This window comes from Glaciecola sp. XM2 (genome assembly GCF_018595715.1).
Classification (GTDB): domain Bacteria; phylum Pseudomonadota; class Gammaproteobacteria; order Enterobacterales; family Alteromonadaceae; genus Glaciecola.
Genome location: NZ_JAHEOJ010000020.1, coordinates 999,155 through 1,013,582, shown reverse-complemented (window position 1 = coordinate 1,013,582; position 14,428 = coordinate 999,155). Strand labels below are relative to the sequence as shown.

15 protein-coding genes are annotated in these 14,428 nt (G+C 42.1%); 3 read left to right on the top strand and 12 right to left on the bottom strand.

The window, feature by feature from the left end; genetic code table 11:
• The first annotated feature begins 41 nt into the window (after positions 1-41).
• Positions 42-1,091 carry an IS110 family RNA-guided transposase gene (locus KJ365_RS09105; protein ID WP_214449666.1) on the top strand — a complete coding sequence of 350 codons (1,050 nt, stop codon included), beginning with the start codon at positions 42-44 and terminating at the stop codon, positions 1,089-1,091.
• A 470-nt stretch (positions 1,092-1,561) separates the two neighbouring features.
• Here the strand turns inward: KJ365_RS09105 and KJ365_RS09100 are convergent, their stop codons facing one another.
• From KJ365_RS09100 to KJ365_RS09080, 5 genes are all read right to left on the bottom strand, one after another.
• Positions 1,562-3,031 carry an AAA family ATPase gene (locus tag KJ365_RS09100; RefSeq protein ID WP_214451278.1) on the bottom strand — a complete coding sequence of 490 codons (1,470 nt, stop codon included), beginning with the start codon at positions 3,029-3,031 and terminating at the stop codon, positions 1,562-1,564.
• A gap of 178 nt (positions 3,032-3,209) precedes the next feature.
• A complete protein-coding gene (locus KJ365_RS09095) occupies positions 3,210-3,776 on the bottom strand; it encodes a hypothetical protein (protein ID WP_214451277.1) in 567 nt (188 codons plus the stop codon).
• Positions 3,777-3,873: 97 nt separating this feature from the next.
• On the bottom strand, positions 3,874-4,329 hold the full coding sequence (locus tag KJ365_RS09090; protein WP_214451276.1) for a GNAT family N-acetyltransferase: 456 nt from the start codon (positions 4,327-4,329) through the stop codon (positions 3,874-3,876).
• Between the two features lie 130 nt (positions 4,330-4,459).
• Entirely contained in the window at positions 4,460-5,113 is a 654-nt protein-coding gene (locus KJ365_RS09085) for a DUF4279 domain-containing protein (RefSeq protein WP_214451275.1), read from the bottom strand.
• Positions 5,114-5,392: 279 nt separating this feature from the next.
• Positions 5,393-6,418 carry an IS110 family RNA-guided transposase gene (locus KJ365_RS09080; RefSeq protein ID WP_214451274.1) on the bottom strand — a complete coding sequence of 342 codons (1,026 nt, stop codon included), beginning with the start codon at positions 6,416-6,418 and terminating at the stop codon, positions 5,393-5,395.
• Positions 6,419-6,828: 410 nt separating this feature from the next.
• On the opposite strand from KJ365_RS09080, the gene KJ365_RS09075 reads away from it, so the two are divergent.
• A complete protein-coding gene (locus KJ365_RS09075) occupies positions 6,829-7,215 on the top strand; it encodes a phage integrase N-terminal SAM-like domain-containing protein (protein ID WP_214451273.1) in 387 nt (128 codons plus the stop codon).
• Positions 7,216-7,291: 76 nt separating this feature from the next.
• On the opposite strand, the gene trxC is transcribed toward KJ365_RS09075, so the two are convergent.
• The 7 genes from trxC to hemA form a co-directional block, all read right to left on the bottom strand.
• Complete coding sequence (trxC, locus tag KJ365_RS09070; RefSeq protein ID WP_214451272.1) at positions 7,292-7,720, bottom strand: thioredoxin TrxC; 429 nt, start codon at positions 7,718-7,720, stop codon at positions 7,292-7,294.
• Positions 7,721-7,750: 30 nt separating this feature from the next.
• Positions 7,751-8,986: an adenylate/guanylate cyclase domain-containing protein gene (locus KJ365_RS09065; RefSeq protein ID WP_214451271.1), complete on the bottom strand. Its 1,236-nt coding sequence runs from the start codon at positions 8,984-8,986 to the stop codon at positions 7,751-7,753.
• 87 nt (positions 8,987-9,073) lie between these two features.
• On the bottom strand, positions 9,074-9,919 hold the full coding sequence (gene kdsA / locus KJ365_RS09060) for a 3-deoxy-8-phosphooctulonate synthase (protein ID WP_214451270.1): 846 nt from the start codon (positions 9,917-9,919) through the stop codon (positions 9,074-9,076).
• Positions 9,920-9,943: 24 nt separating this feature from the next.
• Positions 9,944-10,318 (bottom strand): SirB2 family protein, encoded by a 375-nt coding sequence (locus KJ365_RS09055; protein ID WP_214451269.1) that lies wholly within the window; start codon positions 10,316-10,318, stop codon positions 9,944-9,946.
• A gap of 112 nt (positions 10,319-10,430) precedes the next feature.
• The gene (gene prmC, locus KJ365_RS09050; RefSeq protein ID WP_214451268.1) at positions 10,431-11,288 is read right to left on the bottom strand and encodes a peptide chain release factor N(5)-glutamine methyltransferase; all 858 of its coding nucleotides are present in this window, start codon (positions 11,286-11,288) and stop codon (positions 10,431-10,433) included.
• A 12-nt stretch (positions 11,289-11,300) separates the two neighbouring features.
• The gene (prfA, locus tag KJ365_RS09045; protein ID WP_214451267.1) at positions 11,301-12,386 is read right to left on the bottom strand and encodes a peptide chain release factor 1; all 1,086 of its coding nucleotides are present in this window, start codon (positions 12,384-12,386) and stop codon (positions 11,301-11,303) included.
• Positions 12,383-13,690 carry a glutamyl-tRNA reductase gene (gene hemA / locus KJ365_RS09040; protein ID WP_214451266.1) on the bottom strand — a complete coding sequence of 436 codons (1,308 nt, stop codon included), beginning with the start codon at positions 13,688-13,690 and terminating at the stop codon, positions 12,383-12,385. The genes prfA and hemA overlap by 4 nt, the downstream gene beginning before the upstream one ends.
• Positions 13,691-13,779: 89 nt before the next feature.
• Here hemA and lolB point away from each other — a divergent pair, with 89 nt between their 5' ends.
• Positions 13,780-14,427 (top strand): lipoprotein insertase outer membrane protein LolB, encoded by a 648-nt coding sequence (gene lolB / locus KJ365_RS09035; RefSeq protein ID WP_214451265.1) that lies wholly within the window; start codon positions 13,780-13,782, stop codon positions 14,425-14,427.
• Position 14,428 lies beyond the last annotated feature (1 nt).

The window sequence follows — 14,428 nt, the reverse complement described above, 5'->3', positions numbered from 1 at the left end:
AGTTTATCCTAACAGGCGACAAAACCAACGGAGAAAACTCAATGAATTTCTATACTAATACACATCCTTACTATTGTGGAATTGATTTACACACCCGCCTACTTTATGTCTGCATTATTGATAATGAAAATAACGTTCTCGTCCATGAAAAAATTTCTGATTCGCCAGAGCAACTTATTCAGTTATTGACACCTTATCTCGGTAGTGTAGTAGTCGGCGTCGAGTGTATGCACTGTTGGTACTGGGTATCGGATTTTTGCGAACAGCACAACATTGACTTTATTCTTGGCCATGCGCTCTACATGAAAGCGATTCATGCAGGTAAAACTAAAAATGATAGAATCGATGCATTGAAGATCGCTAAACTCATGCGAGGAGGAAATTTCCCGCTTGCCCATGCTTACCCCAAAGAGCATCGCTCTATCAGGGATGCATTGAGAAGACGCACACATATTATGCGTATGAGTGCTCAACTCAAGGCTCATGTGTCCAGCACTGTTGGCCAATATAATTTACCTGCGCCTGAAACACGATTAAACCTACAAAACTCACCCGCCAGACAACATATGCACCACTTCTTTCCTGATGAGGCTGTGCAAAAAAGCATGGACTTAAATCTCAACATTATCGATACCATGGTGCACGAAATCTATAAAATCGAGCATTACGTCAAGCTCAAAGCGCAGATCAACAAGGGAAGTGACTTCCATATTCTAAGATCCTTTCCTGGTATTGGTAAGATTCTCGCCCTAACCATCTTATATGAAGTGGGTGATATACAGCGCTTTCCTCGTGTCCAACAATTTGCGTCATACGCACGACTCGTAAAATGCAAAGCCGAATCTGCAGGAAAGTCCTATGGCACTCAGGGCAATAAAATAGGTAATGCGCATTTGAAATGGGCATTCAGCGAAGCCGCCGTTCTGTACTTAAAAGGCAATGACAAAGCTAAGCGATACCTTGAAACGCTTCAGAAACGCATGAGCAAAGCTAAAGCGCTATCAGCTTTGGCACATAAAATAGGCCGCTGTGTTTATTTCATGCTCAAGAACCAACAGGTATTTAATGAAGATAAGTTTTTAAACGGGTAAGTCGCGCAGTGGCATGAGCTTCATCGTATAACTGGGAAAATGGCGAGTATCTTGTTATCGCACATCAATCTGCCCTAGCAGCATCGATAACTATACCAACTGACCTTAACCAATTCGCTTTGATTAGACATGCCACTGTTGCGCAACATAAACTTTTATCAGACTTTGCTTACACCTTCGCTGAGCCCGCCACTAACTGGTTCTACTAAGCCACTCAGCTTTGAATAGGACAGATGAAGGTTAACCGATGAATGTCTAGTGCCGTTGACCATCAGAAGGAACTGAAAAGTGCAACATTAAGAGCCTCTATATGTGTTTGACGTGAGCAATATGCTCAACATCGACCATGACAGACGAAGTAAACAAAACTGATGAAAGGAATTAGATTGCTCATAAAAAAATGAGCAATAGGTGTTCTTTTGTCATTGACAGACCGGAGGCTCATATGTGTTAGTTGCCTCATTCGAGGCTTATTTCATAACCGACAAACATCGATTTAGAATCTGTTTATTTCCTATTATTATCAGTTTTAGCTTTTTTCTTGTTCGAGTTATATTTTGAAATAACATTTTCACCGAATCATAGTATGTTCGTGAGGTATAGATCAGCTTTCCATCAGCTCCATAAGAGAAGTATTCATCTATCACCACTGCAACATTGTCAAACTCTTGACCAATGACCCGGTGTGAATTCTTACTAGTAATTTCAGAATATGACTCATGGTGTTCATTGTTATATTGAGATGGCGTCAACCTAAGAACCTCCCAACCCTCACCACTTATCAGGGAGATGTAATTTTTAACATTTGATGCGTCGGTAAAGTAATCGAAGTCAATATTTCCGCAATTCGATACAGCTATATTGTTTCTTTTATTGTCAAATAGCACTTTAATAAAATTCGCAATCTCCTTGTTTGTCCTTATTTTATCCGACAAGCTATACTTGTATGCACCACTAATAGAATTAACCTTACCTTCAATATCAGTATGCGCTTCGGACCTTGACAGGGTTTGCTGCCTATCGTATGAAAAAATACAATGCGTATTTTTTGATGCCGCCTCAACAACCAAATTGTCGAATTGCTGTGCGTATATTCGTTGTGTTTCATCGACTACAACCAGGTCGACACTGGTCAAATCATAATTTCTAAAATCTCTTATGGAAACGATATTCCAGCCTGAATTGATTAGCCTTTGGTGTCCATCATTCAACTGCCCACAATGCACGATTACTGTATTCATGGTCTCCATACGGGACTTTACAATATCGTATGTCAACAAAGTTTTTCCTGTGCCTGCTCCTCCAGTTAATGAAACAACAGACGGTGAAGAGCTCGTGATGTTTGTAGTAATTTGATTTTTTATTATCTCTTGCTGTCCAGTAAGAAAATACTGCCCAGCTAGAAATTTCCCCGTTGAATTAAATGGAGAGACTAGATAGTCAGAAGGATTAAAAAGAGTATCGGGACTATCGATCTTAATTAGATTTTGGCTAGTCAACAATTGGATTAGTGAACCTAATGGTACGATTTCTATATCGCCCGATTCACCTAATTGATATAGAGTTTTACTTGTAGCAACAAAGCAATAGCTATGGATAACTTTGTTAATATGGTGAAGATAATACTTATTTCTCGTAAGCTGCTTTTTTATCTTTTCTTCGGTGCTTTCGCTCTTGATTTCTATGTTTAAAATGAAGTTTGATCCAAACCTGAGCAAATCAAACTCTTTACTTATGTGCTGTATTTTGTAGCCCACATAAAAATCATTAAAAATGTTAACGAATGACAATATCGAGAACATTTCATTTGTCAATGTTTTAACATCATTTATCTCATTATCGTCAATATCTATTTCATAATGTCCTTTAAAGGACTTGTACTCATCAGGACCTAAAGATGCATGAGCCTGAGAAAGAGACAATAAATTGATACTTTTCATAAAATCTAATCAATTCCCAATGTCGAAAATAGACTTTTTAATATTCAAAATCCTGCGATATAGCCGGACTGCCTACCTTAAGCAACTAACACCTCAATAACGAGTTATCAGATTATGGCGTGACGGTTGCGAATGCAAGCGGCATGACATGAGCTGATAATCTCTGTTAATTGATTTGTTAGGCACGTTGCTGAAATTCAACCTTTGTAATTTCACCGTAAGGGCCCTTCCATTTTTTTGATAAGAGCTTCTCTAGTCGCTGACTGTAAATATTAAAAACATGGTTATAGCACTTCCAGAGTTCTGGAGTAACTATACGCTCTATTGTTTCTTTATGAATTGATGTAGCACATGGATATCTTGCCCATGAGTTTACACCATCTTCGAGAGTTTCAAAAACATGAAGAGTTCTTTTCGGGGCGGGAATCTTTTTACACTTTTTTTGAAGCTTGCTTAAGCTGTGACCGTTTAATAGCTTATTAGCCAATTTCCCGCCTTCAATAAAACTTGGGTTTTCATATATCAAGAAAGCCTTTATTAGGTTTTCAAGTGCAAATGCAGCAAGTAAAAAAACCGACCGATTAGAGGTAGGCCTAGCGATTGTTTTCGATTGGTCTCTAAAAATTATAGAGCCTTGAGGCATATGATGAAGTGCATGAGCATTCTCATGCATCAGCTTTGCTACTTCATACCAATTTAATGGATGAGCAGCTTGTGCAAATCGTCTATTCGGTTCGCTTTCCATTGCTTTAACTCCGAGTGCCTAACACTTACAATAAGCGGTTTTGCGCCGCTCTTGCTCAAAATCCGCCTTAATTGTTTTGTTATACGAATTTCCCACGCTACACGCAACGTGTCATAAAATGACTATTTGGGTTCAGTTGGTATGAACTGAATGGACCACACTCGGTGAAACCAAATTTCTGATATAAATCACGAGCTGGCTTGAAATAGTCTTGAGTGCCTGTTTCTAAGCTAATCCTTTCGTATCCTTGCTCCTGCGCAAAGTTAAGTACATGCTCCAATTGTTTTGAGGCAACTCCTTTACCTCTGAAAGCATGGACAGTGCGCATAGATTTTAACTCTGCTTCTGACGGAGACAGTCGTTTTATAGCAATACAAGCCGCCAATTTGTTATTTATCCAAGTGCTAAAGAAAGTAATCTCGGGCGACTTTAGCGCTTTGACATCTAGTGCATGAACGCATTCTGGAGGAGAGGTAGCATACATATCTGATAGATGTTCCTCTAACAGCAAAATAACCTCTCCGCTACTCAAGTCATCGACTTTAATTTTCATCTCTCAAAATAACCTCAAATTCGTATAACGCCCAAATAATTCGCCGGAGCGAGCTGGCAGTTTTTTTTGCACCGCAAAAAAGAAGACAGCTTGCGGAGGTCGAATTGATTTGATTGTTATGGACCATTTTCTACTCGATTTCACTCCCAGTAATATAAGTATCAACATCCAACTCCAAATTTAGGGAGCTGAGCCTGTGTAATATGTTTAAGTCTAGGTGAATACCGGCATTCGCACTTATATATTGATGCCTACAGATAGAAATGTAGGCTTTTGAATTTTCCACTAGTTTGTGGATTGCCCCTGATGATTTTTCTAAATCCATTAGTAGCTCAAGCAGCTTCTCCTCAAGCCCATATGCTTCATTCACATTGGGCTCGTACGAAACTCTCGTAAATTTGTATGCTCTCCTTCCATTCATATGTAAGTCGCCTTTTGACCATCCGGTTAGAGAGTCATATGGAAGGTAGTTAGCTAGCTCTTCGTATCCCAACGATTCCGATGTGGCTGTTAAATATACGCGGTGCCCAGATTCTATCCACACCCACTCTACTTCCGAATTGTTCCCTTTAGAGAGGTTTACTACGATAAAAAATCGTTCTTCCTTAATATAAAAGTAAACAGCTATCGATTCACTAGTGTGGTGGAAATCAACTCTCGCCACACGAGGGACTTCATTTTCAAGCTCAACTTCCATAGCCTGAAGGTATTGTTTTGTGACCTCAAGAGTAGGCTTACTTAATTCTTGAACGGCTATAGATACATACCTTTTTGAATCTATCATTCTATAAATTTGCTCTCAACGGTGAGGTTCCATAACATCTATGGACGCCTCCTATTATGCAAGCAATTTTTGTAAGGCAAATTAAGATTACTGTCATCTATTCGGATTTTTTATCAGCTTATGGCGCTGTATCCCTGATGAAATTCGCAGACTAAATACTTATCAACTTATCGCTATCTTAGTAGCTATGTTAGGGTCAGTGTTATTTAGTCTAGATTTTATCTTATTTGTCATCACGCATTATTGCCTGCGTAACCTCGGCGTGTTTATATTTACTTATTAGCTTGCCACGCAAGCGTCATCATAGTCTACTTCTTTATGCATTACGGCCCAGACTATTCGAGCAATCTTATTCGCTACGGCTACTATCACTTTATTCTTATGGGTTCGGCTTAGCATCTGATTGATCCAATGGCTTATTTGCCGTCGTGGATTTAAGTGTCTAACCATCGCACGAGCGCCATGAATTAACAGCGTTCGTAAATAAACATCACCTCTCTTGCTTATACCAAAGAGTTGTTGTTTGCCGCCACTAGAATGTTGTCTTGGCACTAAACCTAGCCATGCAGCTAACTGCCTACCATTTTTAAAAGACGATGCACTCCCGATTGTCGCAACTAATGCAGATGCAGTTAACGTTCCTACGCCTGGTATCTTCAACAAACGCTCATAATTTTTGTCATCACGAGTATGAAAAGAAACCTCGTCTTCAAGCGTTTTGATATCGTTATCTATTAATCGCAGTCTATCGGAAAACCTTTTGACTTGATGTTGCATGGGTATTGGTAATAAATCTTCGAACTTACCATAGTCGTGAACTAACCATTCTCTAAGCTTGTTTATGCCTTGCGGTGCAATAACGCCAAACTCGGCCATACTGGCACGTAAGCGATTAACTAAAGACGTTCTATCTCTTATCAAGCCACTTCTATCTCGGTGCAACAACAATAAAGCTTGCTGCATATCCGTTTTAACATCCACAAAGCGCATCGAGGGTCTTGTTACGGCTTCACATATAGCTTGTGCATCAGCTGCATCATTTTTGTTCGTTTTTACGTAGGGTTTGACGAATTGAGGAGCCATTAACTTTGCATCATAGCCCAATTTGATTAACTCTCTCGCCCAATAGTGAGAACTGCTACAAGCCTCCATTCCGACGGTACACTTGGGAAGTTGACAAACAAACTTCAAAAATTGATTTCGCCTTAGCTTTTTATTAAAAACAACTTTCCCATGACTTGTCATGCCGCATACTTGAAATATTGTTTTAGCTAAGTCGACACCTAAGGTAGTTACTTTTTCCATATATTCCTCCTAAATAAGTTGCCATATTAGACAATTGTCGGAGGCGCCCATTTCATTAACTTATTATGGAGACCGCATTGTAACTGCGAGATAAGTTCATTTCACAAAGGCTCCATACCTATTTAATTTCAATAGCTTACTATTTTTTTGATGACAATTTCTACAATTGTTTACGTATTTACTATGCATGCATAGTAACACCGCCCATCATTTTTTCTTAAACGCATTAAAAACAGTCACCTAGAATGATATCGCCAATGTAAAAACGTGCTTACTATGCACGCATAGTAACAACAAGATTAAATCTAGCCTTAAATACAGGAGTTAACTGACCTTTAGGCCGATTGCCCCTTTTGTAGAATGCGGTTTACTTAACACCTACAGTATCTACCGCAAAAAAGGAGTCAATAATGGCTAATTCACCATTTTTAGAGAGCATTCGACACGTCATGAGAACAAAGCATTATTCAATACAAACCGAGAAAACTTATCTTTTGTGGATAAAGCGTTTCATTTTGTTTAATCAAAAACGGCATCCTAAAGATCTTGGCGAACAAGAAGTGACACAGTTTTTGACACATCTTGCTGTGAACCGAGAAGTAACTTCATCCACACAAAACTTAGCATTATGCGCGATTGTGTTTATGTATAAACATATCTTCGAAAGAGAGTTAACACTTCTACCTGATACAGTCAGAGCAAGGGCTCCTAGAAGAGTGCCAACTGTACTGTCTCACAAAGAAGCCATCTCAATCATTGGCCTTATGAGGCCTCAATATAAACTGATGTTTTCATGACTATATGGCAGTGGTTTGCGAAAAGCAGAGTTGCTTAAATTACAAGAGAACTAACCGGCCCTGGTGTCTCGCGTCATTAAAGCTTCCCGACACACTGCATAATCCACTGCTTAAGTTGAGACTCGCCCAACGCCCCTGAAATGCGGTCTACTTCTTCGCCTTTATGAAAAAATATCAATGTAGGGATAGAGCGAATGGTCGCTTGAGCGGACACATTTTGCTCGCTCTGAGTATTTACTTTCGCAAACAGTAAACTCTCTGATTGTGCAGCAACAGATGAAAATGCGGGTGCCATCGCCTTGCACGGCCCACACCAATCAGCCCAAAAGTCGACGACTATTGGAAGATCGTTTTTTTCAATGAATCTAAAAAAGTTAGCATCTGTCAAATCAACAGGCTGGCCTTGATACACCGCATGCCGGCAATGCCCGCACTTAGCGTTCAAGTGACTTTTATCGGCAGGTATTCTGTTGATAGCCCCACAGTGTGAACATACGATATGCATGCAGACTCCTTTTTCGTTCTCTTATTTACTTTAGCCAGCAAGGCGCATTTGATGTGTCATGACTTTGCCCACACCTTTAAAATTCCACTCTGAGGGATTGTTAAAATAAAAACGCTCTTTGGCTAATTGATAGGTTTGTTCATCACAATGAACATGCATGGTTTGACAACTCTTTTCGAGTCTTGACGCTAATACAACTGACTCTCCCCAAACGTCGAAACTGGGACGTCCAAGGTTTACAATACCTGCAGATACTTCACCGGTGGCAACACCACATCTTAATATGAGCGATGTGCCCTTAGCCTTTTCATAAAAGATCCGATGTAAATCACGCACCAGAGTGAGGCATTTGCACACTTTGGCTGGGTCTAGCCCTTGCTTTTGTTCACTTACAAAGACGTATTGGTCTCCCTGCAGTTTTATGCGTAAACACGCAGACGCTTTAATTTTCTCATCAAAGCTTGCATACAGTTCATCAAAAAACTCAAGCGCCTTAGCCTCGCCATGCTCCTGCATAAAGCGAGCTCCATTTAGCACACATAAAAAAACGATACTCATGGGAGATTCATACATTAAATCTTGCGCAGGCACTTGGTTCTTCGGTTGCAATGAAATGAGCTTACCTGAGATACGCTCTGGAAAAACTTTGTAGATTAAATTCGTCTGCGATGTAGAGAAGTTTTGCGCCTTCTTCCAATTTGATAAGGTCATTTTGCGCACTAGCCATGCACAACTAAAACAAGACCCTGCGAGCACGGCGCTGTTTATCATAGGCAAAATCATTGTCGCCACTTGTGCTTGCATTGCAGCCATATAGAGATACTGAAAGATCAAAAACAAACACAGATATAAAGCGCAGAAAAGTAAAAAATATTTTGTTTCTCGCTCACTGAACATAAAGCCACTGATAAAAATAGCCAACAAATAAAAGTACTGCAGAGCGATATCGTTATACCAAAGCAGGTTAGCGGTGGTAATAAAACTAATAAAGGAAATTTGTAACAACCATTTGCCAAGGTTAAAGAGCTTTCGTCTAAAAAGGTATAAACAAATGATAAAGCTGGTGGCATGCAAAAGAGTATTCATAAGATGAAGTGTTAATGAATACTGCTGAGATACGGATTCTGGCAAAAACAACCATTTGCCAGCCTGCAAAAAAGTGACCAGTAAAAGCAAATACGTTACGCGGCGCAAAATAGCGCGCCGCGAATACATCACGTGTTCTTTGGTGTTAAAACTAAAAGTGTTAGAGTCGCGATGAAACATGGCTAGCTATGCGCCTGCTGCTAATGTCTTGATGCCATAAATACACTGCATCGAACCACGAAAACATCTTTCTACCTTCCCTGTGTTTTATTGAATGTTGAGCTCACTAAAGCCTTTAACCAGCTGATCTAGCGCTTGCATTTGCGTCAGGTAAGCTTCCAACTTATCTAACGGCAAGGCGCAAGGACCGTCGCATTTTGCGTTGTCTGGATCTGGATGTGATTCTATGAATAAACCGGCTAAACCTAAGGCCATGCCGCTACGTGCAAGTTGCGCTGCTTGTTGTCTGCGGCCACCTGCGGAGTCTTCTCTACCGCCAGGTTGCTGCAAGGCATGTGTGGCGTCAAAAATCACCGGCGCCATTGGTTTCATCAGGTCCATCCCTAACATATCCACCACAAGGTTATTGTAGCCAAAACTAGTGCCACGCTCACACAGCATGACTTTTTCATTACCACCCTCGGCGAACTTTTTGATGATATGACGCATTTCGTGGGGCGCTAAAAATTGTGGCTTTTTAACATTAATTACCGCGTTGGTCTTGGCCATTGCATTCACTAAATCCGTTTGGCGAGCCAAAAAAGCAGGTAATTGAATAACATCTACCACCTCAGCAACAGGTGCGGCCTGATGCGGCTCATGTACATCCGTAATAAGCGGCACGTTGAAAGTCTGTTTGATTTCTTCAAAAATCTTTAAGCCCTCATCCATACCTGGGCCACGATAAGAATACAAAGATGAGCGATTGGCTTTATCAAAAGAGGCCTTAAATACATAAGGAATACCCAGCTTTTGCGTTACCTCAACGTAGGTTTCTGCAATTTTCATCGCCAAATCTCTTGATTCAAGCACGTTCATACCGCCAAACAGCACAAACTGCGAATCATTAGCGACTTTAATGTTACCAACTTGTACTTCTGTGATTGATGTCATAATACGCTCTTGTAATTTAATGGGTTACGCAAATGCCGCTGGGCCGACTAGACCTAAGCGTGCTGTCATGTAAAACCAAAATACGGCACTTACTGCGCCAACAATGCGCCATACATTGTTTTTTGCCCATCTTAAGGTAAAAGCGATAGATAAGATGTAAAACACCAGCCCTGCCAGTTTTGATGAGGCCCAACCATTTACAAACGGATATACGCTGCTCATGACAATCATGACTACGATAGTGATAAGCAAAAGTGTGTCTGCAATATGCGGGGTAATTTTTAGCCATTTCTTTTGCAATGCTGGAGATGCTTTCATAAGCAATGCGAAGCGGATAATAAAGAAAACGAAGGTTAATATTGCTGCACTTAAGTGTAAGGTTTTTGCTGTTTCGTACATGATCAAATCTCATTTATTATTGTTGTTATTAGTACTGCATGCATTGCATTTCAGGTCAGTACAGTAAAATCTTTTGCCAGTTAGATAACGCCGGCTGCAAGCCACTTTAACATTATGTATTCTGCCATTTTGCAAACGACACCCGCGTGAGGTCATTATAGTCTTTTTTGTGTTGAATTTGCACGAAACCTCGCGCCTTTAGTAAATCTGCAATCGAATCAGCTTGGTCTTTGCCGTGCTCAAAGAGCAACCAACCGTCGTTATGCAAATAAGAAGGTGCATGCTGAATAATAAATCGAATATCCTCTAAGCCATCTTCACCCGATACTAGCGCAGTGTGAGGCTCAAAACGTAAGTCGCCTTGTTGCAAATAACGACTGTTGCTTTCAACGTATGGAGGGTTGCTGACAATCATGTCGAACTGTTGATGCGCAAGGGCATTAAACCAGTCGCTTTTTAAAAAATGCGCTTTTAGCCCGTTAGCCGTGGCGTTGTTTCGTGCGAGCTCAACCGCTTCGTCTATAGCATCAACCCCAACCACCTGCCATTGCGGGCGCTCTTTCGCTAGCGACAAAGCAATCGCGCCCGTACCAGTGCCTAAATCCAGTACCTTTGCATGGGCTGGCATGTCTGCACTCAGACACACCTCAACGAGCGTTTCAGTATCTTGTCTAGGAATAAGTGTACAGGGGGAAACGGCGAGCTCAAGAGTCCAAAATGCCTGCTTGCCGGTAATAAATGCAATGGGCTTTCCGGCAAGTCGCTCTTTTAATACAGCATCAAACGCAAGATGCTGCGCTTGGGTTAAATAGTCATCGGCATGAACAATCTGCCATGTGTGACCGTGTCCACTAATGTGCTCAAACAACAGGCGTGCTTCAAGGGCAGGCTCACTAAAGGTCAACGAGTCATTGTCAGTGAGCTGTAACTTTGCACTTTCAAGGGCAGCACTAACGGTTGTTTGGCTCAAGCCCACCGTTTATTACTCGCCAGATAAGGATGCGAGTAGGTCAGCCTGATGTTCTTGCCTGATTGGCTCAGACAGCGCGCCAAGATCACCGGCGATAATATCGTCTAATTTATAAAGCGTCAGATTGATGCGGTGGTCTGTAACCCTGCCTTGTGGGAAGTTATAAGTTCGGATCCTTTCTGAGCGATCACCACTTCCCACCAAGCTTTTGCGGGTGCTTGCTTCTTCTGCGGCGCGCTTATCTTGTTCCATTTGGTTTAAGCGGGCCTGCAAAACCGACATCGCCTTAGCTCGGTTTTTGTGCTGCGAACGTTCGTCCTGACATTCTACTACCACACCGGTTGGCAAGTGTGTTAAACGAATCGCTGAGTCGGTCTTGTTTACGTGCTGACCACCTGCGCCGGAAGCTCTAAATGTATCAATACGCAAGTCTGCTGAATTAATTTCAATCGCTTGAGATTCCGGTATCTCCGGAAGCACCGCGATGGTGCATGCAGAAGTATGGATACGGCCTTGCGATTCAGTTTCTGGAACACGCTGAACACGATGTCCGCCCGACTCAAATTTCATTACCCCGTATGCTCCTTCTCCCGAAACATTGGCAATAATCTCTTTATAACCCCCATGCTCGCCCTCATTGGCGTTGACCACTTCTACGCGCCAACCTAATTGCTCTGCATAACGGCTATACATTCTAAACAAGTCGCCCGCAAAAATCGCCGCCTCATCACCACCGGCACCTGCTCGAATTTCTAAAAAGCAGCTGTTGTCGTCGTTAGGATCTTTAGGAAGCAATAAGATTTGCAAAGACGTTTCTAGCTCTTGAGTGAGCTGCTTGGCTTCTTTAAGCTCTTCTTGGGCCATCTCTCGCATCTCGGCATCGTTTTCTTGCAGCATTTCTAGTGCCGATTCAATATCGGCCTGCGCGGCTTGAAACGCACCAAACTGCTTTACGACTTCTTCAAGTTGCGAAAACTCTTTCGATAGCGCTCTGAACTTGTCTTGGTCCGCAATGATCCCGGGGTCGCCAAGCAAGGCCTGAACTTCTTCAAAACGCTCTACTAACGATTCTAACTTTGCTACTACTGACTGTTTCATTTGATTCCTGTTTTATCACCAGATGTGCTGCTTTCATCATTCAGCACTGGGTCGCTATCTAAGTTCAAAGCATTCATAAGTAGCGCCAAACTATCGGTTTGTTTTTCTTTAATGGCCACCTGCAGTGCCTTTGTGGGGCCATGCATCATTTGTTGACTGATTTTATAGCTAAGCTCTTGAAGCACCTGTTGTGCCTCCTCTCCATTGCTAATGCGCTGCAGCGCTTTTTGCGTCAACGAATCGCGAAGGGCTTCTGATTGTTCTCGATATGACTTGATCACATCAACATGGCGAGACTGATGCTGCCATTGCGCAAAGATCTCAACTCGTTGCTTGATTAACGCTAAGGCTTGTTGAGCGGCCTGCTCCCTATTTGCAATGTTCTGCTCAATAATATCTTGTAAGTCATCAACAGTATATAAATAAGCATCGTCTAAATCGCTTACTTCATGCTCTATATCTCTGGGAACCGCCAAATCTAATAACAAAATGGGCTTGTGCTTGCGCAACTTTAAGGCCGATTCAACCATGCCCTTACCAATTAATGGCAATGCACTGGCGGTGGAACTGATTACCACGTCGGCTTGATGCAGGTGCGCCGGTATTTGACTGATAGTAATCGCGGTGCCGCCAAGCTCGCCTGCCAACGCTTCAGCGTTTTTCAAGGTACGGTTGGCTACCGTAATCGATTTTGCATTAGCCTGCTGCAGATGCCTAGCTACCAGCTCGATGGTTTCGCCCGCGCCGACTAGCAATATGTTGCTCTTATCAATCGCCGAAAAAATTTGTTTGGTAAGCTGCACTGCTGCATATGCCACCGAGACGGCACTTGCACCTATATCCGTTTGACTGCGCACCTGCTTCGCCACAGCAAAGGTCGTTTGAAACAATTTGTCGAAGTGACTGTTGATTGTGCCAGCTCGCTTCGCCTCCATAAAGGATTGCTTTACTTGCCCTAGAATTTGGGGCTCACCTAAAATCAATGAGTCTAAGCCTGCAGCAACTCTCATTAAATGCTCTACCGCGTCGATTTCGCTATGGTGGTATAGATGATCGGATATGGTAGTGGGTTCAATACCGTGAATATCAGCAAGCCAACTTAACGTTTGCTGAAGGTCTAATTCATCGCTGTTAACGTATAGCTCGGTGCGGTTACAGGTAGATAAAATGACCAGTTCATTATCTTCGTTTTTGCTACGGAAAGAGGACAAGGCATCCACTAGTTTATCGGGCGTGAAGGCGACTTTCTCCCTGAGCGCGACGGGTGCGGATTGATGGTTTAAACCTATGGTAAAAAACGGCATTAAAGTTTTTGTTGCACTTGCGCTTACTTAAAGACAGCGCATTGTAGTAAAATCCTAAAATAATTAAAAGGATAACTGGATTTAATCGCTTGTTTAACTGTCAATTAAATAAGGACATACCTATCGTCGCTCATAATTTTCCTTTTCACAAAATCATTGCGTTAAGTTGCATATTATTCTTCAGTGGTTGTGCAATTCGCCCAACAGACGTTAGCCTTGAGCAAGTGCAGCAAGGTAAAATAGAGTCACTATCGCGCTGGCAGGCTAACGGTAAACTTGCCGTTATCACCCCTGACGAGCGCAAAAGTGCCAATTTGACGTGGCGACAGGATGCACAACAAGTAGATATGCTGCTGACCACCGTCGTCGGCAGCAGTATTGCTAATTTGAGTTTTGATGGAAAGATTGCAACCCTCGACGCAGACGATAGGCAATGGCAAGATACTTCAGCATCATCGCTAATTTATCAGGTGACCGGTTGGCAAGTGCCCATCGAGCAGTTAAGCAAGTGGATGAAAGGGCAAGTCGATAGCAAACTAATAGAAGCTAGATTTGATAATGACCTGGTGAAACGCTTTACAACCGCGTCTAGGGACGGTCAACAATGGCAAATTGAATATACGCGTTATGGAGAGTTCTCTATTGACGGAGATGACTATACGTTGCCAACCGCTATGCGCCTGCTACAAGTGCAAACCAATACCCGATTGATAGTACGAATAGATAAATGGAAGTAGC